Below are 19,250 nucleotides of genomic sequence, written 5' to 3' on the forward strand. Positions count from 1 at the left end.
TTCAGACTAGCCGTAGCTGACTAGTCTACCCTATGGACTCACCGGAATGGTCTCTAGGTTAAGGCAAGCTCAAGAGAGCCTTGCAATCAGCTTCAAGAAGCGCTGGGTACGTGGGGTCAGTAACGTTCGGCGGTAAGCATCCGCAGCCTTTTTAATCGCCTCGGCCTGCGTGGGGTAGGGGTGGATGACGCCAGCAATCGTATTTAAGCCCCGCTTACTAACCATCGCCAAGGTAATCTCGCTGATCAGCTCACCCGCATGGCGAGCCACGATGGTAGCCCCCACAATTTGGTCAGAGCCTTGCTTGTGTAGAACTTTTACAAACCCTGCTTCTTCGCTATCCGTAATCGCCCGATCAACGGTGTTAAAAGGAATTTTGATTGTGCTTACAGCAATACCTTGCTGCTGAGCTTCATGCTCATAAAGGCCAACATGAGCAATTTCTGGATCGGTGTAGGTGGCCCAGGGCATTACAAGACTACTGAGCTTAGATCGCCCTAATCCCAGCGGTGAAAACAGCGTGTTCTTGATGACAATGCGCGCTGCCGCATCGGCGGCATGAGTAAACTTCCAGTCCATGCAAATATCACCCGCTGCATAGATCCGAGGATTGGTAGTTTGCAAATAGTCATTGACCTGCACGCCTCGCTTTTGGTCGTACTTGACATTGACTGCTTCTAAATTGAGACTCTCTACATTAGGAGCACGGCCTGCCCCCACTAAAATTTCATCTACGACAATAGTTTGTTCTTGATCCTTGACCTTATATTTGATGAGCTTTTCACCATTGTTTTTGCTCACTTGAACAACTTGGCTGGAGAGCACTAACTGAATTCCTTCTCGAAAGAAAGCTTCTTGTACAATTCCAGCAGCCTCGGCATCTTCGCGATCTAGAATGTGTGAGCCCTGGTGAAATAGCACCACCTGGCAGCCCAAACGTCGAAAAGCTTGAGCCAACTCACAACCAATCGGCCCACCACCAATGACGGCTAAGCGCTGGGGACGTTCTGTGAGCGAAAATACAGTTTCATTATTGAGGTATCCCGCCTTAGATAGCCCTTCGATGGCAGGGTGAGCGGCCCGTGCTCCTGTTGCAATGACTGCTTTTTTAAAGCGGAGCGTTTCACCCGCCACTTCAACGGTATTAGCACCGGAGAAATGACCTTTACCCAGAAAAACATCAACCCCTAGCTTCTGAAACCGCTGAACTGAATCATGGGGGCTAATACTAGCCCGTAGCCGTCTCATTCGAGCCATTACCGTAGGGAAATCAACCTCAACTTCCGCTAGGGGGACACGAATACCAAACTGCTGCGCATCCCGGATCTCAGCGTAAACCCGAGAGGCGCGAATCACGGATTTGGAGGGTACACAGCCAACATTTAAACAGTCACCGCCCAAGAGGTGCTTTTCAATCAGAGCAACTTTAGCCCCGAGCCCAGCCGCACCTGCCGCAGTGACTAAACCCGCTGTGCCCGCACCAATCACCACCAAGTCATAGCGTTCTGCAGGCTTGGGATTGACCCAACCCGGTGGATGTAGATTAGCAACTAGCGTCTGATTGTGCACGTCCATAGGCGAGACGGTCACAGGTTGGACAGCAGAGCGAGACATGGGCATTTTTACCTCAAATGACAGTTTCCTCTAAAGCTTTGCGTGCGATGCGCGTGACATAGAGGGTTATTGCGACTGTAGCAACAAAGCCAATAATTCGTAGGACCCATTGAGCTGTCGTGGTTGTTTGCTGCACAGAGCCAACCATCGCCAGATTGCCTGCTAATGAGCCCAGGTAAACGTACATAATCGTCGCGGGAATCATGCCAACTGAACCTAGAAAATAGTCTCGTAACGAGACACCTGTGACCCCAAAAGCATAATTTAAAAGATTGAACGGAAACAGGGGTGAGAGACGAGTTAGCAATACGATTTTGAAGCCCTCTTTGCTGACTGCTGCATCAATCGCCTGGAATTTACTGTTGCCTTCGATCTTATGAAAAACCCAGCTACGAGCCAGATAGCGTCCCACTAAAAAGGCTACAGTAGCGCCCAATGTGGCTCCTAATAACGCATAGGCTGAACCGGCTACAACTCCAAATAAAACTCCAGATCCCAATGTGAGAATTGACCCAGGCAAGAACGCAACTGCAGCCACAATGTAGATTGCAATAAAGGCAATAATACCCAAAGGGCCCAAACTGTCTATCCATTGCAAGGCGTTGCGCAGCAGCTCTGAAGGATTGAATGATTGAACCTCACCAGCTCCAGCAGCCAGGGCCGGAGTACCGACCGAGACTAGGATGACTATCACTAAGACCCAAACTAGTCCTCGTTTTACGCTTGCCTTGACCTGATCCATAAGGGCGCCCATTGCTCCAGATACACGTTTTTCTATGCGTATTGCAGAACGTATTGCAGAACCTTAACCCTTCCAATCAGTTCTTGCAGAAATCTGGTTAGTTAGACGGATTTGGGTTCGAGGTCGGTAGCTTGTTCGAGATTTGAACACTTTGCCTCAACTTCTAACTCTAGGAAGCGTTATCCCGGATACTTCAAACCAACGGTAAATTTGTGATGGTGCATACCAACCTGCTGCTCCAAGATATCCAGAGCATCTGCTATCCAGAACATCTAAGGACCCATCCCTGTGAGTGAGACTGCTGTCAAACCCGAAATCTTCGTTACCTGGCCTGACTATTACCAGAAGATTGAGCAACTTGCGGTGCAAATCCATCTATCTGGCTGGCAGTTTAACCAAATTGTCTGTATTGCCAAGGGAGGGCTACGCATCGGTGACACTTTGGCACGGCTTTACGATCTTCCCTTGGCAATTTTGGCTGCAGCTTCTTATAGTGGTCCTGCCAACCAAGTTCGTGGCAATCTCACCTTCTCCCGTGACCTTGCCATGACCACAACCAATTTGGGCAGTGAAGTTCTCTTGATCGACGATCTCGTAGATTCTGGTATCACCCTGGCTCGCGCGGTAGATTGGCTGAAGCACTACTACGGGTTTTATGTCAAGGAGGTTCGCACAGCTGTCCTCTGGTACAAACAATGCTCAGTAATCCAACCAGATTTCTATGTAGACTATCTGGCTGACAATCCCTGGATCCACCAGCCCTTCGAGCTTTACGAGCAACTCACGCCTGCTCAACTGGCCGAGCGACAAAATCAAGGTTAGCAATCATACTTCTTAAGTTTGCTTCATACCGGTGAAGTTTGCGTGAAGGGTAGGCTATGCTGGGTCAAATTTGATCGCCCCCTCAGAAGCCATGCGTGACAAGTCCGATCGCTACCGGGTAGAAGTGCTGCCGCTCAGCCGGGGCATTAAGCGTATCGGTAGCTACCTTTTGGATGCAGGTCTCCTCACCCAAGCCCAAATTGAAGTTGTCCTCAATGATCAAAAGATCACAGGCATGCGATTTGGGGAAATCGTTGCCCAACGTGGCTGGGTTAAGGAACAGACCATTGAGTACCTGATGAAGAAGGTGGTCCTGCCCGAACGTCAGGCTCTCAAAACTAGCCAGCCTAGCGAACCGACCGAGCCCCTGCCCCGGCCTAGCTCCCGTCGTACCACAGAGACCCCCTCGATTAGCAAACCCCTAACCTCTAACCCTCTGACCGACAAAAACAATGACGTCAGCTGGGTGGGCTAAGCTTGGGCCTTCAAAGCCAATCCCTCAAGCTAACCTCCTCAAGCCAACCCTTAAAGATTGAATACGCCACAATAGAGAGGTGAGCCAGGTAAACGCGCACCAACAGCTATGAGTAATAACAATCTTTTGACACAGCTTTTAATGCTGGGGGTTGGCACAACCTCTTTGATGGCAGAGAAGTTGCGTGAGGTCACCGACCAGTGGGTTAAAGATGGGCGTTTGGATGCCGATCAAGCCCAGAGCTTCGTCAACGACCTCATGCAACAGGTCAAGTCCGAGCAGGGCAATTTTGAAACCCAGATGCAACGCCAGATGCGTAATATGATGCAGGATCTGGGTGTGCCCCGTCAGGCGGAGATGGACGAGCTGCGTGGACGCCTCGACCGCCTGGAGCGGCAGGTGCGACAGATAGAAGATCGCCTCTGGCGCTAACAGCTAGGGTACGATAGACAGGTTTTACTTCAGCTCGCGAGGAGCTAATCATGAAAGGAATACTGGCCAGCTTGGCTGTTGTTGCCCTAGCTGTTACTGTCCTTGTGACTGCTCAATTCTTAGAGAGTCGTAACCCTGTTCGTGCAGATGCACCCTTCAGCTCTGCGACAGCAGCTCCAACCGTCATAGCCCAAAGTGCCCCAAGCACACCCAGCCCATCACCCAGCGAGGCCCCAATGAGCCAACCCGCCCAGAACCAGCCCAACGCAGAGGTCGTGACTACTCCCTCTGGGCTTAAGTACATTGACGAAGTTGTAGGCACTGGTACTGTGCCTCGCACAGGCCAAACCATTGTTGTTCATTACACGGGCACCTTGGAAGATGGCACCAAGTTTGATAGCTCCGTGGACCGAGGTCAGCCTTTCCAGTTCCGGGTTGGCACCGGCATGGTGATCAAAGGTTGGGATGAAGGGCTTTCCACAATGCACGTAGGTGGCAAACGCAAGCTGATCATTCCTCCCGATTTGGGCTACGGCGCTCGGGGTGCCGGTGGCGTTATTCCGCCTAACGCGACCCTGATTTTTGACGTAGAACTGCTCGGCGTCCGCTAATTAGCGGTGTTGGTAGGAGTCTTTAAAGACTAGAAGCATCACAAACGGCACCAGTCGCGGGACTGCGTCCAGTGCCCGGTGCGGTGCCAAACGCAGTGCTAGCGAATACGGTGCCAAATGCTTCTTCCCTACTTGCACGACTCGCTGGAATAGCGCTTAATGGGGTGAACGATCCCTATATCTAGCGTCTTTATGTCCTTTGTCGGCCTACACATCCACAGTGACTACAGCCTGCTAGACGGAGCAAGCCAGCTACCGGACCTAGTGAGTCGAGCTGTAGAGCTAAAGATGCCCGCCGTGTCGCTGACAGACCACGGCGTGATGTATGGTGCGATCGAGCTGCTCAAAACCTGTCGCAATGCCAGCGCTCCCATTAAGCCGATCATCGGTAACGAGATGTACGTCATCAATGGCGACATTGAGAAACAGGAGCGCCGTCCTCGTTACCACCAAGTTGTCCTTGCCAAGAACACCCAGGGTTATAAAAACCTGGTAAAACTGACTACTGTTTCCCACCTCAAAGGAATGCAGGGCAAGGGTATTTTCTCCCGTCCTTGCATCAGCAAAGATTTGCTCGAGCAGTACCGGGAAGGGCTGATTGTCACCTCTGCTTGTTTGGGAGGCGAAGTCCCACAGGCAATTTTGCAGGGCAGACCTGAAATCGCACGTAAAGTGGCGCTGTGGTACAAGGAAGTTTTTAAGGATGATTATTATCTAGAAATTCAAGATCACGGTTCTCGCGAAGATCGCATTGTCAATGTCGAAGTTGTCAAAATCGCGCGAGAACTGGATATTAAAATCATTGCGACGAATGACTCACACTTTGTTTCTTGCAAGGACGTTGAGGCTCATGACGCGCTTCTATGTATTCAAACTGGCAAGTTGATTGCCGAAGATAAACGTCTACGCTACAGCGGCACTGAATATCTCAAAAGCGCCGAGGAAATGGCGCAACTGTTTCGCGATCACCTAACCGACGAGGTCATTCAAGAAGCCCTTGCCACCACCCTAGAAGTAGCGGAGAAAGTTGAGGAGTACAAGATTCTGGGCGAGCCTCGCCTCGCTGATTATCCAGTACCCAAAGGTCATACCGCTGAAACTTATCTAGAGGAAGTGACCTGGCAGGGGATGCTGGAGCGCTTGAATCTCACTGCCGCTACAGACGTGCCCCTTGAGTATCGAGAACGCCTCGATTACGAACTGGCAATGATGCAGCAGATGGGGTTCTCCACCTACTTTCTGGTGGTTTGGGACTACATCAAATATGCACGCGATAATGCGATTCCAGTCGGTCCGGGCCGGGGCAGTGCAGCCGGATCCTTAGTCGCTTACGCACTCAAAATCACCAACATCGACCCGGTTCACCACGGCTTGCTCTTTGAGCGGTTTCTCAATCCAGAACGCAAGTCAATGCCAGATATTGACACCGATTTCTGCATTGAGCGGCGGGATGACATGATCGAATATGTCACTCACAAATACGGTGAAGATCGCGTTGCGCAGATCATTACCTTCAACCGCCTCACCTCTAAGGCGGTGCTTAAGGATGTAGCGCGAGTGCTGGACATCCCCTATGGCGAATCAGATCGGATGGCCAAGCTAATTCCGGTTGCACGGGGCAAACCGGCCAAGCTGAAGGTGATGATCTCGGACGAGACGCCAGCCCCAGAATTCAAGAAAAAATATGATGAAGACCCTCAGGCGCGCCATTGGATTGATATGGCCATGCGCATTGAGGGCACCAACAAAACCTTTGGGGTTCATGCTGCGGGCGTGGTGATTGCCTCGGAGCCTTTGGACCAAATTGTGCCATTGCAGCGCAATAACGAAGGTGCGGTGATTACGCAGTATTTCATGGAAGATATCGAGGCCATTGGTCTACTCAAAATGGACTTTTTGGGCCTGCGCAACCTCACCATGATTCAGCGCACTGTCGACCTCATTCGCAAGGAGAAAGATCCAAAATTCGACCCAGATCATATTCCTCTTGATGATCTGGCATCCTTCAAATTATTAGGTACGGGCAAGCTAGAAGGGATCTTCCAGTTGGAATCCTCGGGGATGAAACAGGTGGTTCGAGACCTGAAACCCTCCAACTTGGAAGACATTTCTTCAATCTTGGCCCTCTATCGACCGGGTCCATTGGATGCGGGGCTGATCCCAGAATTTATTGACCGTAAACACGGTCGCAAGCCAATTGAGTATGTCCATGAGAGTCTCAAGCCAATTCTGAATGAGACTTACGGCATCCTGGTCTATCAGGAGCAAATCATGAAAGTTGCTCAGGATTTGGCAGGCTATTCACTGGGGCAAGCGGATTTACTGCGACGGGCAATGGGTAAAAAGAAAGTTTCAGAGATGCAAAAACATCGCGAAACTTTTATCGATGGGGCTGCTAAAAACGGCGTGAAATCGAAAGTAGCCGAGGCGCTATTTGACCAAATGGTTTTATTCGCCGAATACTGTTTTAATAAATCCCATTCGACTGCTTACGGCTACGTCACGTATCAAACGGCCTATCTCAAAGCTAATTACCCAGTTGAGTATATGGCTGCCCTTTTGTCTTCGATCAGTGGTGATCAAGACAAGGTGCAGAAATATATTGGGACTTGCCTGAGCATGGGCATTGAGGTGCTTCTGCCGGATGTCAACCGTTCAGGCGTTGATTTCACACCTCAAGAAACCAGCATTTTGTTTGGGCTCTCCGCAGTGCGCAATGTGGGAGGCGGTGCCATTCAAGCCGTTTTGGAGGCGCGGGAGACCGGTGGTTCCTTCACTTCTCTATCAGATCTTTGCGAACGGGTTGACACGCGCACCGTCAACAAGCGGACCTTAGAAGCACTGATTCAATCGGGCGCACTAGATACCCTGCACCCCAATCGCCGACAACTGATGAGCGATCTGGAGCCTCTGCTGAAATGGGCAGCCAAACGCTCAGAAGAAAAAGCCAGTGGTCAAGGAAACTTGTTCGACTTTGGCAATCTTCTCAGCGCCACGACTACCTCGTTTGCCCCCCTACCAGATCTGCCAACCGTCGAGGATTTTGACCCCACTGAAAAGCTTCGACTCGAAAAAGAACTATTAGGTTTCTACATTTCTGATCACCCACTCAAGCCTGTTTGTAAAGCAGCTCAGATCCTGGCACCGGTGAACTTGAGTGATTTAGAAGAACAGAGTGAAGGCAGCACTGTCAGCGCGATTGCTCTAATCACTGAGATCAAGCCCATCGTCACCAAAAAGGGCAGCCGCATGGCGATTGTGCAACTCGAAGACCTCAGCGGTCACTGCGAGGCTGTAGTATTTCCAGAAGCCTTCGAGCGTGTGGGGGCAGTTTTGCAGAAAGACCAGCGCTTGATGATCTGGGCCAAGCTCGACCGTCGCGACGACCGTATGCAGATGATCATCAACGACGCTGAGCCAGTCGAGGAAGTTTGTCTGGTAACGGTCGAGCTAGAGCCGCAGCAGGCCAACAGCATTCAGGAGCTACACCGCCTGCGCACAATTCTCAACCAGCACACCGGACAAACAGGCGACGGTGAGGAGCAAGACAGCCGCAAGTTACCAGCAGGGCGGATCCCGGTGATCGCTCAAGTGGGCCAAAAAAATCGCTGCTTCGTTCGCTTAGGCCCTCAGTTCCGAGTGATGGACGAAGCTGCAGCCATTGCCGCCCTCAAGCAGGCAAACTTCCGGGCTCAGAAACAGTACCTTCTGCCTCGGTCTCAACCAGCTCAAGCGCTACGGTAAGCTTCTCTGCGATTGCCGCTACCCAGGCTTCGTCTTGGCGAGTATAGCTGCGCGGGGCGTTGGCACCGAGGATCAGGGCACCGCGCGGTCCCAGCGGTTGCACGATCACCCCTTGGGTATTGGGCGGCAGATAATTGAATTCAATTCGGCCTGGATAGACCTTGAGTGCAACTAGATAAATCGGCTTTTGAGTCTCTAGGGCTCGTTTGAGGATGGGGCCGGGCTTCACGCTGGCAGTTGGTCCGAGTACACCTCGCCGCAACAGCGTTTGTTCGTCGTACCACACGACTACGGAGCGGGTCACTGTGTTGGTGAGTAAAGTGCGGGAGGTCCAGGCTAGCTCCAGCCGAACAGACTCCGGCAGCGTTTCGGTTAGTTCGAACCCCTCTGTTCCCTCTAGTACCACCGACTCCGGCAAACGCGGCTGCACCTGCTGCCACAACAGACCTGTAAGAATTAGCAGGGCACTGAGTAAGATGCCCAGAGCATCAGAGCGAGCCTGAGAGTCTGTCAACAGGGGTGCATTCAAGCGGTTGAGTAGCAGTAAACTGCCTCCCAAAGCCCCGACGACTAACGGCAAACGGCGCAGGACAGCATTGGGGTCAGATCTAGCCATGCCAACCCAATTGCTCCAGGTCGAGGCCAGAAGCAGCCTGCACCAGTTTGGTGCGATCGGTGGGATCGGCAAGGGCAGGCAGGATTCCTAGAATCGGCACGCCTGTAATGCCACTCACGAGATCCGGCGGCGCCCACTCTGCCAAAGCTGGTTCTGGGCTATCGGGGGGCAAGTTGAGCACGATACCGCGCAGATCCACGCCGTAGTGGCGGGCAAGCGCGACGTTAGCCACAGCCTGCCCAATCGCCCCCAGCTTGACAGGAACCACCAACAGGGTCGGCAGCCGCCAGTCGCGGGCCAAGTCCGCAACCACTAGCTCACGCGTAATCGGCGACCCCAGACCACCCACTCCTTCTACCAAAACCTTTTGCTTGCGAGTTTGTAGAGCTGTAAAGGCTCGCCAAACAGCAGCTAGATCAACTGAACGGCCTTCTTGTTCCGCAGCCAGCGGGGGGGCTAGGGGTGCTGCAAAATATTGAGGGGTAATCGTGTCGCGGTCCTCACTCAGACCTAACACTTGCTGATAGTGCTCGCAATCGCCTGGCCCTGACTGAAAGGGCTTGAATACACCTAGTTTCTCTGGCGCAGCGTAGGTTTGCCAGTAAGCAGCTAGAGCAGTGGTCAGGACCGTTTTACCTGCACCAGTATCTGTGGCCGTAATTAGCAGAGATTTCAAGCGGGTGTCAGCGAAAACAGAGTAAAGATCAGCTTAGCATTTAGCAATGGCTGAGCTGAGATTAGAACTTGGGACTGAGCAATAAGGGTAGGAATTTCCCTCTCAATACTGGAGGCACTAAGCTACCAAGTCACTGCGGCGAACGCACCAAAGACAACTAAGCTAGAGCCTACAAGTTTGACCTGTCGGACTCTTTAGCAACCAAAAGTTTGAATACCGAAAGTGAAACTTACAAATGGTTACTATCTGCAGGCGGTTGATGAATAGAGAACTATTTAGCGCGGCTCTACTCATGCTGAGTCTTGTGGCATTTTTGCCGGGCTGCCAGTCTAGACAGACTGTACCTAGGGCAGTAGCAGAAATACCTGCAGAAGAAAAACCGGTCACGCTCAAGCTCAGTGGCTGGGGGGCCAGCCCTAGTGAACAGGAGCTATTGAGACAAGTTTTACAAGATTTTGAAGCTAAACATCCAGGAATCAAAGTCAAGTTTGAGGTTATCTCTGACCAGTACATGGATGTGATCAAAACTCGTTTGATTGGCGATGCAGCTCCTGATGTCTTCTACTTAGATGTGCTGGAAGCTCCTTTCCTAATGAGCAAGAACGTTTTGGAACCTCTGGATCGCTACATTACACCCGATTTTAATCTAGCTGATTTTGAGCAACCCCTACTGAACGCTTTCAAGTACCAAGGCAAGATCTATGGCTTGCCCAAAGATTTTTCGACCCTTGTTCTGTTCTATAACAAAAAGGCATTTGCCGCCGCCGGAATCACCCGTCCACCTCGCACTTGGCGTGAGTTTTCAGAAGCATCAAAAAAGTTAACCCTTGACCAAAACAAGGATGGCAGGACTGATCAATATGGCTTTGGCGTTGCTCCAGAATTAGCGCGTCAGGCTTTTATGATTAAGGCATTTGGTGGTGAATTGGTAGACTCCCAAAACTACGCTGCTTTCGCTAGTCCCGAGGCCCTCAAAGGACTGCAACTGGTAGTCGACCAGTATCAAAAAGATCGTACCTCTGCCCAAAAATCTGATGTAGGTGCCAACTCAGGCAGTGAAATGTTCGGGCAGGGCAAGGTAGCGATGGTCCTTGAGGGCAATTGGGCTATTCCTTACTTGCAGGAGAATTTTCCAGAATTAGAGTTCGGGACAGCCGAGGTGCCAACGGTCAATAACAAACCAGGCACGATGCTATTCACAGTTGCTTATGTAATGAACCAGCAGAGCCAACACAAGGCTGCGGCCTGGACCCTAATCTCCTATCTCACTGGCAAGAAAGGTATGAAAACCTGGACCAGTAAAGGCTTTGCCTTGCCAGCACGTCAGTCAGTTGCGACTGAGCTAGGGTACAACCGAGACCCTCTACGAGCTGCTTTTGTCTCAGGCGTGAGCTACGCGACCCCTTGGCAGGCAGGCGAAACTCTACCCACCATCATGAATAGCTTTGACAATCAGTTTGTAAGCGCGATGCTCGGCCAACAACCTCTACAGCAGGCCATGGTCGAAGCCCAAACCACTGCTAACCAGGAGATTCAAGCATCACAATAGCTGAGGGATTGATCATGCCCAGACCACAAAAGCAGCAACAAAATTTCAGAGAAATAGGCACTGGTTATCTCTTCATGGCGCCTGCCATTTTGGTTCTGAGCACTTTTGTTGTGTTGCCAATTCTATACGCTGTATTTCTCTCTGTTCAAAAGGTTCAACTTCTAGGCGAGATCGACTATCAATTTGTCGGCCTGCGCAATTTCGCACGCATGTTTGGCGACCCGCGCATTTGGATTGCCTTAAAGAATACAGTTCAATACGTGGCGATTGTGGTTCCAGCGCAGACTGTTCTCGCTCTATTACTCGCAGTTACTCTCAACTCAGGTATTAGAGGACAAACCTGGTTTCGTATTATCTATTTTCTGCCCACCATTACCTCGTCGGCAGTTCTAACTTTGATTTTCATGTGGATCTATAACACCAATGGCCTGTTGAATGATGTTCTCGCCTTGGTTGGTCTACCTACATACAATTGGATTGGCGATCCGGACATTGCCCTCAAGGCGATTATGTTGATGAATATCTGGTCAACCGCGCCTTTCTACATGGTGATCTATCTGGCGGCACTTCAAGATATCCCAGAGTCAGTTTATGAGGCTGCTACTCTAGATGGCGCTAACGACTGGCAAAAGTTAGTTCACATCACACTTCCCTTACTTAAACCTGTCACTTTTTTTGTTGCCACCGTTGGCATTATCGGCACCTTCCAACTCTTCGATCAGTCTTATATCTTTTCAGGTGGCTCCGGTGGTCCTAACAACTCAACTCTGACGATTGTGCTTCTGATTTATCAATATGTTTTTAGAAGCCTGAACTTAGGTTACGCTGCTGCCATTGCTTTTATGTTGGCTGCTCTAATCATTGCCTTGACTATTGTTCAACGGGGCCTATTTAAGGGAGAAAAACTTGTCTAAACGGCAAAGCGAACAATCCCATTCTTTCTCTGGGCAACAGGGAATTTTATACGGTTTCTTGGTCTTGTACGCAGTCATTACGGCGGTCCCATTCCTATGGTCTTTATCTGCTTCTTTCAAGCCATTGACTGAGATTCTAGCGGGGGGAATCAATTTCATTCCCAAGCAATTCACGCTGGATAACTACAAACGCGTTTTTATTCAAGAGCCTCTATTTTTGCGTTGGCTGTTCAACAGTCTGTTTATTGCTGTTGGTGTCACAGTTTTTAATCTGCTCTTTAATTCTATGGCAGGCTATGCTTTGGCCCGCCTTCGCTTTCCGGGTAATCGCTTCTGGTTCTTTCTAATTCTATCTGTCTTAACAGTTCCACCCCAAATTACTCTGATCCCAACTTTCTTGATTCTCAAAGCCTTGGGATGGTTGAATTCCTATCAAGGCATGATTGTGCCAGGGATGGTCAATGCCACCTTCATTTTTATGATGCGGCAGTTCTTTGTAAATTTCCCAAAGGAACTAGAGGAAGCAGCAAAGCTAGATGGCCTTACCGGGTTTGGCATTTTCTTTCGCATTGTTTTGCCATTAGCCAAGCCAGCTCTGGCAGCTCAAGCCATTTTTGTTTTCATGGGAAGCTGGAATAATTTCTTGCTGCCTTTGGTGATTCTATTTGAGCCAGAGATGTTCACTCTGCCTCTGGGGCTCAATACCTTCAAAGGTCAATACATCAGTTACTGGAACTATATTATGGCCGCGTCGATGGTTTTTACCTTACCGGCATTGGCACTCTATGCGTTTTTTAATCGATATTTCATCCAAGGAGTTACCTTCACAGGGGGCAAGCGTTAGAAACCTGTCTGCCCTTGCAAACTAGAAAGCTGCCCTTACTCTGGTTGTTGATACCAGTTTGCAAAGGCAACCTTCAAACTATTAGCCGTTTAGGCCTAAAAATTAGAGCCTCTAGGCAGCAACGGGAGTTGCTTGACGTTGCTGAGCCAGTTCCCGCAGACGACGAATCCGATCCTCAGTCGCTGGGTGGGTACGGAATAGGGTCTGCAAGCCTTTGGTCGAGAGTGGATTCACAATCAATAAGGGTGACATGGCTGGGTTGCCATTCATGGGAATCTGATGGCCCATCTCTTCTAGTTTTTGCAAAGCGCTAACCAGGGCCAAGGGATTACCCGTGAGTTGAGCTGAACCGAGATCAGCCGCGTACTCACGGGTGCGGGAAACTGCAAATTGGAGCAAACCAGCGGCCAGGGGAGCCAAAATGACCAGAAACAGCAGACCTAGAGGGTTACCGCCTCGACGATCATCACGAGTGACTGGGCCGTACAGGGCACCAAAGGTGAGGATTCGGCCCAGAAAAGTGACAGCCCCAGCCAGGGTGCCTGCAACTGCTTGCGTCAACGTATCTCGGTTGCGAATATGCGTGAGTTCATGGGCCAGTACCCCTTCGAGTTCCTCTGGGGAGAGCGCCTCGAGAATGCCCTGAGTCACTGCTACAGCAGCATGTTCAGGGTCACGACCGGTCGCGAAAGCATTAGGCGACTGAGTCGGCACAATGAACACCTTAGGCATGGGAATCTCCGCCCGTTCGCTGAGCGAAGCGATCATGTCAAACAGTTCCGGTGCCTCATGCCGCTGTAAAGGTTGGGCGCGGTAGGCGGCAAGAGCAGCTTGGTCGGAGTAGAACCAAGAGCCGAAGCTGGTGATTGCAGCAAGCGCTAAGCCGATGTACAGACCCTGCTCATCGCCAACTAACAAGTATCCACCCAGAACCAACAAGCCGCTGAGAAGCCCCAGCAGCGCCGCTGTCTTAATTTGATTCATGCCCAACATAGTTTATATCAGTAGTAATATCAGAGATTTTCTTCAGGTTGCTCTTAAATTCTCAGATCTATAGAGGGCCTGTGCTCTACCTCATGAGAGAACTTAATGCGAGAACTGGAGCGCGTGGGAGAACTGGAGTGAAACCGCTAGAGTGGAGCAGGAAAACTCTAAGACTGGCTCGTTTCGCTCTCTCACAAAAGCTTTATGTCTCTTTTAGGTAACCTACGTCGCTATGGCCTTCCAGGTCTATTTTTCGGCCTCTGTTTGAGTGCTGTATTTTACTTTGGTGGCCCTAATCATTCTGCTCAGTTAGCTGCGTCTGCAGCGCCCTCACCAATCGCTGTAGCAGCGACTCCAGGTGCACCCCCGAATGCACAATCACTGTCAACTACAGAGAACGTACGTAAGACAGTTTTGGCTAATGGCCTAACTGTTCTGACCAAGGAAATTCATACCTCACCTGTAGTTAGCGTGCAGGTTTGGTATCGCGTTGGTTCTCGTAACGAAACCGCTGGACTGAGCGGCATTTCTCACCAACTTGAGCATTTGCTATTCAAAGGAACAACCCAACGTCCTATCCAATTTGGACGTCTATTTAGTGCTCTAGGCAGCGCCTCTAATGCTTTCACCAGCTATGACGAGACAGCTTATTTTGGCACCGTCGAACGAGACAAACTCGATGCGTTGCTCACGCTAGAAGCTGACCGGATGGAAAACTCGCTGATCAATCCTGAGTCATTGACCAGCGAGAAGCGAGTGGTAATTTCAGAGCTACAGGGTTACGAGAATAGCCCTAACTACCGACTTAACCGTGCGGTGATGCGAGCTGCTTTTCCCCAACGAGCTTATGGCCTCCCGGTCGGTGGCACTAAAGCGGATGTTGAGAAATTTACAGTAGAGCAAGTTCGCCAGTATTACCGCACCTACTACAGTCCCAGTAATGCCACCTTGGTGATTACGGGTGATTTTCAAACCGAGCCAGTTCTAGCCGCAGTGCAGAAGGCTTTTGGTAAAGTCCCTAAGCTTGGCACTACAGCACAAGCGCCAGCAGCCCAGGCTGCTTCTCCATCCAGCCAAGCAGCTAAGGCCCCATTGGTCCTGCGGGAACCGGGCAGTGCTGCCCTGTTGAAGGCAGTCTACCCGCTGCCCAACGTCAACCACCCCGACGTGGCAGCTCTAAACGTACTGGATTACGTCCTCACCGGTGGGCGCAGTTCCCGTCTCTATCAAGCTTTGGTTGAATCAGGCTTAGCCAGTGATGTCAGTGGTTATGCCGCAACCTTAATTGAATCCGGTTGGTACGAGCTGAATGCCACTGCTGCCCCTGGTCAAAATCTCAGCAAAATCGACCAGGTGCTCCAGCAAACCCTGACGGCGCTACGCGATCGGACAGTGACTGAGGAGGAGTTGAAGCGCGCTAAGACTCAACTGCAAGCAGCCATCACCCTGCAAAGCCGTGACATCACCAGTCAGGCGTTTCAGCTGGGCGATGACCAGACCAGTGCAGGCGACTACCGCTATCGAGACCACTTTCTAGCCGCAGTCGAGCAAGTCCGTGCTGCCGATGTCCAGCGAGTCGCCCGCACCTACTTCAGCCCTCAGAGCCGCACTATTGGCTTCTTCGAACCCACGCAAGTGGACGGGCGTGTTGGGACGGCAGCAACAGGCTCAACCCAAACAGCCGAACAATTCAACTTGGGGCCCCCTGTTGATCCCAGCGAAGTCGCCAAATATCTGCCACCCAGCGACTCAACGGATACGCGCACGCCCCAAGCTCTGCCTGAAACTGTTAGCCTGCCCAATGGTCTGCGCGTACTGCTGCTACCCGACCGCAGTACACCGACGGTCACTTTGAGTGGCTATGTTCAGGCTGGGAGTGAGTTCGACACGACTGCCAAAGCTGGGCTCGCCAGCCTAACTGCTGAGAACCTGATGAATGGTGCCCAAGGCAAAGATGCGCTGACTCTCGCGAAGACCCTAGAGGACCGGGGGGCCAGCTTAGGTTTCAGTGCAAATCGGGAGGGAGTCATAATCAGCAGTAATGCTTTAGCTGCCGATCTGACCACTGTGACCCAAACCTTAGCGTCTGTATTACAACAAGCTACTTTTCCGGCTCAAGAATTGGAACTGAGCCGCCAACGGGCATTAACGGCGCTGAAAGTTGAATTAGATAACCCTGCTCGTTTGGGCCGTCGTGCTTTCCAACAGGCCGTCTATCCAAACAACCACCCGTTCTATGCCTTCCCTAGTGAGGCGAGCCTTAAAGGGATTGACCGGTCAGACTTAGTAAATTTCTACCGGGCACACTACCGCCCTGATACCACGGTGCTTACTCTGCTGGGGGACTTTGAGCCTAGCCAAGCCCGTGCCCTGCTTGAGCGCGAGTTCGGCTCCTGGCAGGCGAGTGGTAAGCCTCCGGCACTGGAGTTTCCCCCTGTACCATTGCCCAAAGCGGTGGTTCGGCTCAATCCAGTCCTGCCGGGTAAGGCGCAGTCGATCACCTATCTCGGCTACAGCGCCATCGACCGCAAAGACCCTCGCTTCTATGCAGCCCTAGTGCTCAACGAGATTCTGGGGGGCAATACCTTGGCGAGCCGCTTAGGAACCGAAATTCGCGACCGTCAGGGCCTGACCTACGGCATCTACAGCTATTTTCAGGCTGGAATTAATGCTGGTCCCTTCCTGATTCAGATGCAGACTGCCCCTGAAGACGCACAACGGGCTGTTGACAGCACCCTCAGGCTACTGAAGCAACTGCGTGACCAGGGTGTCACCTCCAATGAACTGGCAGCGGCTAAACGGTCAATCACCAACAGCTATCCGGTTGGCTTAGCAGACCCTGATAGCGTGGCAAATACGATTTTGATGAACGCAGTCTACGGCTTAGGGCGGGAAGAAATTCGCCAATTCCCTAGCCAAATCGAAGCCGTAACTCTACAGCAGGTGAACCAGACTGCCAAAGAGTTGCTGAGCCCCGACAACCTAGTGGTTGTCACTGCAGGTCCAGCTGTTAGCGGCACGGGTGCCTCAGCGCCTCGTTCCTAGGCCCAAAATTTCGTAAAAGCGCGTAAACCAATAAGTAAGGGCAGGGATTGATCCCTGCCCTTACTTATTGGCTCTTATTCAATGGTTCTTATCCAATTGGTTCTTCAACCTACTCAACTAGCAGACCCCGTTTAGTTTGGCGAGAGCGAATGTCTTCCAAGTTGCCCAAAGGAATTGAATTGATCAGCGCTCGGGTGTAGTCCTGTTGCGGCGATTGATAAATCTCTTCAGCAGGACCGATCTCTTCGATTTTGCCCTTGTTCATCACGATGATGCGGTCGCTCATGAACTTGACCACACTGAGGTCATGGGAAATGAAGATGTAAGTCAAACCGAACTCTTCTTGTAGTTCCTTGAGCAGGTTGAGAACTTGAGCCTGTACAGAGACATCTAAGGCTGATACAGACTCATCACAGATGATGAACTTAGGGTTGAGAGCCAAAGCCCGAGCAATGCAAATCCGCTGCCGCTGACCACCCGAGAACTCGTGGGGAAAGCGATTCATGGATTCTGGGCTGAGGCCAACTCGTTCTAGCAGATAACCAGCCCGCTCCCGACAGGCTCGGCCACCCATCTTCACGCCCTCGTCGTTTTTGTGCAGGCGCAAAGGCTCCATGATTGCATCGCCAACGCTCATGCGCGGATCGAGTGAACCAAAGGGATCCTGGAAGATAATCTGCATATCTCGACGCAGCTGACGCAACGCCGATTTACCCAAACTGAGCACATCCGTGCCTTCAAACAAGACTCGCCCGCCCGTTGGTTTCACTAGACGTAGCAAAGCTCGTCCCAGCGTCGTCTTGCCACAGCCCGACTCACCTACCAGGCCCAAGGTTTCGCCTCGATAAACCTCAAACGAGACGTCGTTCACTGCCATAACGTAGCGCTGGGTTTGGCCAAAAACGCCGCGCACGGGAAAGAATACCTTGAGATCTTCGACCTTGAGTAGAGGCTCTTGAGATTGAAGTTGGTTGTTGCGCTCACGCAGCTCAGCGGTGCTGACTTCAGTGTTGAGACGTTCAGATCTAGCATCATCCAGAGCCCGTTCGCTGAGCAGAACTGCGCCCGTGGCATCGACACTTTCCTGCATGAAATCCGATACCGTTGGCAAATACCTCAAGCGTTTATCCAGCCGCGGACGGCAGGTGAGCAAGCCCCGCGTGTAGGGATGTTGGGGCTTAGAGAAGATGTCCAACACGCTGCCATACTCAACCACCTTGCCCTGATACATCACCGCTACAGAGTCAGCGATTTCGGCAATCACACCCAAGTCGTGAGTAATGAACAGAATCGACATCCCCCGACGATCGCGCAGTTCCCGCAGCAGGTCCAAGATCGTCGCTTGAACAGTCACATCTAGTGCTGTGGTTGGCTCATCGGCAATTAGGATATCTGGGTTGCAGGAGATTGCCATCGCGATCATGACCCGCTGCAGTTGCCCACCGGACAGTTCATGCGGGTAGCGGTCGAGAATAGCTTCTGGCGTCGGCAATTTCACTTCGTCGAACAGCTCCACCGCTAGCCGTCGTGCCTCTGTCGCTGAGACGTTCTGGTGCAGCCGGATTGCCTCCGTAACCTGAAATCCGCAGGTAAATACCGGATTGAGGGAGGACATGGGCTCCTGAAAAATCATGCCCAAGCGATTGCCTCGGTAATCGCGCATCTGGCTTTCTGGCAGCTTCAGTAGATTCACTGAACGACTGGTCCGCTCGTCGGGGGGATGGAACAATACCTCACCGCTAGCGATCCGGCCTGGCGGACAGGGGACCAGGCGCATCAAAGTTAGTGAGGTTACCGACTTGCCAGAACCAGACTCCCCCACAATCCCCAGGGTCTCCCCTCGGTTGAGTGAGAAGGAGACATCACTAACCGCCTCCACCAACTTGCTATCGGTCTGGAACTGCACGCGCAGGTTACGGACTTGGAGAATTGGTTCACTCATAGGACAGTTGGCGTAGGCAGCGTGAAGGGAGAGAAGAGAAGCCACAATATGGTCCCTTCATTGTGCACAACTGGAATGGCAAGATTGTCCACCAGAAACCTGCAACACCCCACAATACTTGAAACATTAACCACCCTCAGCCAAGCGTTAACAAAATCTAGTGAGCTAGCCACCAGGCTAAGCATTCCGATAGGCTGTGTTTAGGCTGTGGTGAATTTAGTTTCTTTGCGGAGTGTCCAA

15 protein-coding genes are annotated in these 19,250 nt (G+C 51.6%); 9 read left to right on the forward strand and 6 right to left on the reverse strand.

Going from position 1 to position 19,250, the window contains the following annotated elements:
- Positions 1 to 69 precede the first annotated feature (69 nt).
- Both H6F94_RS10600 and H6F94_RS10605 read right to left on the reverse strand, forming a co-directional pair.
- Positions 70 to 1,614 (reverse strand): mercuric reductase, encoded by a 1,545-nt coding sequence (locus H6F94_RS10600; protein ID WP_190802192.1) that lies wholly within the window; start codon positions 1,612 to 1,614, stop codon positions 70 to 72.
- A gap of 13 nt (positions 1,615 to 1,627) precedes the next feature.
- A complete protein-coding gene (locus H6F94_RS10605; RefSeq protein ID WP_190802193.1) occupies positions 1,628 to 2,356 on the reverse strand; it encodes a TVP38/TMEM64 family protein in 729 nt (242 codons plus the stop codon).
- A gap of 288 nt (positions 2,357 to 2,644) precedes the next feature.
- On the opposite strand from H6F94_RS10605, the gene H6F94_RS10610 reads away from it, so the two are divergent.
- From H6F94_RS10610 to H6F94_RS10630, 5 genes are all read left to right on the forward strand, one after another.
- Complete coding sequence (locus tag H6F94_RS10610) at positions 2,645 to 3,178, forward strand: phosphoribosyltransferase (protein ID WP_190802194.1); 534 nt, start codon at positions 2,645 to 2,647, stop codon at positions 3,176 to 3,178.
- A 91-nt stretch (positions 3,179 to 3,269) separates the two neighbouring features.
- Positions 3,270 to 3,653, forward strand: a complete 384-nt coding sequence (locus H6F94_RS32240) for a cyclic di-GMP-binding domain-containing protein, MshE-related (protein ID WP_242041094.1) — start codon at positions 3,270 to 3,272, stop codon at positions 3,651 to 3,653.
- 108 nt (positions 3,654 to 3,761) lie between these two features.
- On the forward strand, positions 3,762 to 4,085 hold the full coding sequence (locus tag H6F94_RS10620) for a phasin family protein (protein WP_190802195.1): 324 nt from the start codon (positions 3,762 to 3,764) through the stop codon (positions 4,083 to 4,085).
- 50 nt (positions 4,086 to 4,135) lie between these two features.
- Complete coding sequence (locus H6F94_RS10625; RefSeq protein ID WP_190802196.1) at positions 4,136 to 4,696, forward strand: FKBP-type peptidyl-prolyl cis-trans isomerase; 561 nt, start codon at positions 4,136 to 4,138, stop codon at positions 4,694 to 4,696.
- Between the two features lie 192 nt (positions 4,697 to 4,888).
- Entirely contained in the window at positions 4,889 to 8,440 is a 3,552-nt protein-coding gene (locus tag H6F94_RS10630; protein ID WP_190802197.1) for a DNA polymerase III subunit alpha, read from the forward strand.
- Here H6F94_RS10630 and H6F94_RS10635 read toward each other — a convergent pair.
- Together H6F94_RS10635 and bioD are read right to left on the reverse strand one after the other, a co-directional pair.
- The gene (locus H6F94_RS10635) at positions 8,367 to 9,056 is read right to left on the reverse strand and encodes a cofactor assembly of complex C subunit B (protein WP_190802198.1); all 690 of its coding nucleotides are present in this window, start codon (positions 9,054 to 9,056) and stop codon (positions 8,367 to 8,369) included. The genes H6F94_RS10630 and H6F94_RS10635 overlap by 74 nt on opposite strands.
- The gene (gene bioD / locus H6F94_RS10640) at positions 9,049 to 9,732 is read right to left on the reverse strand and encodes a dethiobiotin synthase (RefSeq protein WP_190802199.1); all 684 of its coding nucleotides are present in this window, start codon (positions 9,730 to 9,732) and stop codon (positions 9,049 to 9,051) included. Before bioD ends, H6F94_RS10635 begins: the two co-directional genes overlap by 8 nt.
- A gap of 259 nt (positions 9,733 to 9,991) precedes the next feature.
- Between bioD and H6F94_RS10645 the strand changes: the two genes are divergently transcribed.
- The 3 genes from H6F94_RS10645 to H6F94_RS10655 are packed head-to-tail and all read left to right on the forward strand — an operon-like array spanning position 9,992 to position 13,039.
- Entirely contained in the window at positions 9,992 to 11,281 is a 1,290-nt protein-coding gene (locus H6F94_RS10645) for an ABC transporter substrate-binding protein (RefSeq protein WP_242041095.1), read from the forward strand.
- Positions 11,282 to 11,295: 14 nt separating this feature from the next.
- Positions 11,296 to 12,195: a carbohydrate ABC transporter permease gene (locus tag H6F94_RS10650; RefSeq protein WP_190802200.1), complete on the forward strand. Its 900-nt coding sequence runs from the start codon at positions 11,296 to 11,298 to the stop codon at positions 12,193 to 12,195.
- A complete protein-coding gene (locus tag H6F94_RS10655; RefSeq protein WP_190802201.1) occupies positions 12,188 to 13,039 on the forward strand; it encodes a carbohydrate ABC transporter permease in 852 nt (283 codons plus the stop codon). Before H6F94_RS10650 ends, H6F94_RS10655 begins: the two co-directional genes overlap by 8 nt.
- 111 nt (positions 13,040 to 13,150) lie before the next feature.
- Here the strand turns inward: H6F94_RS10655 and H6F94_RS10660 are convergent, their stop codons facing one another.
- Positions 13,151 to 14,023, reverse strand: a complete 873-nt coding sequence (locus tag H6F94_RS10660) for a M48 family metalloprotease (protein WP_242041096.1) — start codon at positions 14,021 to 14,023, stop codon at positions 13,151 to 13,153.
- Positions 14,024 to 14,227: 204 nt separating this feature from the next.
- On the opposite strand from H6F94_RS10660, the gene H6F94_RS10665 reads away from it, so the two are divergent.
- Positions 14,228 to 17,068, forward strand: coding sequence for a M16 family metallopeptidase (locus H6F94_RS10665; RefSeq protein ID WP_190802203.1), 2,841 nt, complete (start codon positions 14,228 to 14,230; stop codon positions 17,066 to 17,068).
- Positions 17,069 to 17,177: 109 nt separating this feature from the next.
- Here the strand turns inward: H6F94_RS10665 and H6F94_RS10670 are convergent, their stop codons facing one another.
- A complete protein-coding gene (locus H6F94_RS10670) occupies positions 17,178 to 19,010 on the reverse strand; it encodes an ABC transporter ATP-binding protein (protein WP_190802204.1) in 1,833 nt (610 codons plus the stop codon).
- Positions 19,011 to 19,250 lie beyond the last annotated feature (240 nt).

This window comes from Leptolyngbya sp. FACHB-261 (genome assembly GCF_014696065.1).
Taxonomy (GTDB): domain Bacteria; phylum Cyanobacteriota; class Cyanobacteriia; order FACHB-261; family FACHB-261; genus FACHB-261.

Excerpts from the sequence above, each read along its gene's own strand:
- H6F94_RS10630 (WP_190802197.1), top strand. The coding sequence starts at position 4,889 with ATGTCCTTTGTCGGCCTACACATCCACAGTGACTACAGCCTGCTAGAC.
- H6F94_RS10660 (WP_242041096.1), bottom strand. The coding sequence starts at position 14,023 with ATGAATCAAATTAAGACAGCGGCGCTGCTGGGGCTTCTCAGCGGCTTG.
- H6F94_RS10625 (WP_190802196.1), top strand. The coding sequence starts at position 4,136 with ATGAAAGGAATACTGGCCAGCTTGGCTGTTGTTGCCCTAGCTGTTACT.
- H6F94_RS10605 (WP_190802193.1), bottom strand. The coding sequence starts at position 2,356 with ATGGATCAGGTCAAGGCAAGCGTAAAACGAGGACTAGTTTGGGTCTTA.
- H6F94_RS10645 (WP_242041095.1), top strand. The coding sequence starts at position 9,992 with ATGAATAGAGAACTATTTAGCGCGGCTCTACTCATGCTGAGTCTTGTG.
- H6F94_RS10670 (WP_190802204.1), bottom strand. The coding sequence starts at position 19,010 with ATGAGTGAACCAATTCTCCAAGTCCGTAACCTGCGCGTGCAGTTCCAG.
- H6F94_RS10600 (WP_190802192.1), bottom strand. The coding sequence starts at position 1,614 with ATGTCTCGCTCTGCTGTCCAACCTGTGACCGTCTCGCCTATGGACGTG.
- H6F94_RS10650 (WP_190802200.1), top strand. The coding sequence starts at position 11,296 with ATGCCCAGACCACAAAAGCAGCAACAAAATTTCAGAGAAATAGGCACT.
- H6F94_RS10665 (WP_190802203.1), top strand. The coding sequence starts at position 14,228 with ATGTCTCTTTTAGGTAACCTACGTCGCTATGGCCTTCCAGGTCTATTT.
- H6F94_RS32240 (WP_242041094.1), top strand. The coding sequence starts at position 3,270 with ATGCGTGACAAGTCCGATCGCTACCGGGTAGAAGTGCTGCCGCTCAGC.
- H6F94_RS10620 (WP_190802195.1), top strand. The coding sequence starts at position 3,762 with ATGAGTAATAACAATCTTTTGACACAGCTTTTAATGCTGGGGGTTGGC.
- H6F94_RS10635 (WP_190802198.1), bottom strand. The coding sequence starts at position 9,056 with ATGGCTAGATCTGACCCCAATGCTGTCCTGCGCCGTTTGCCGTTAGTC.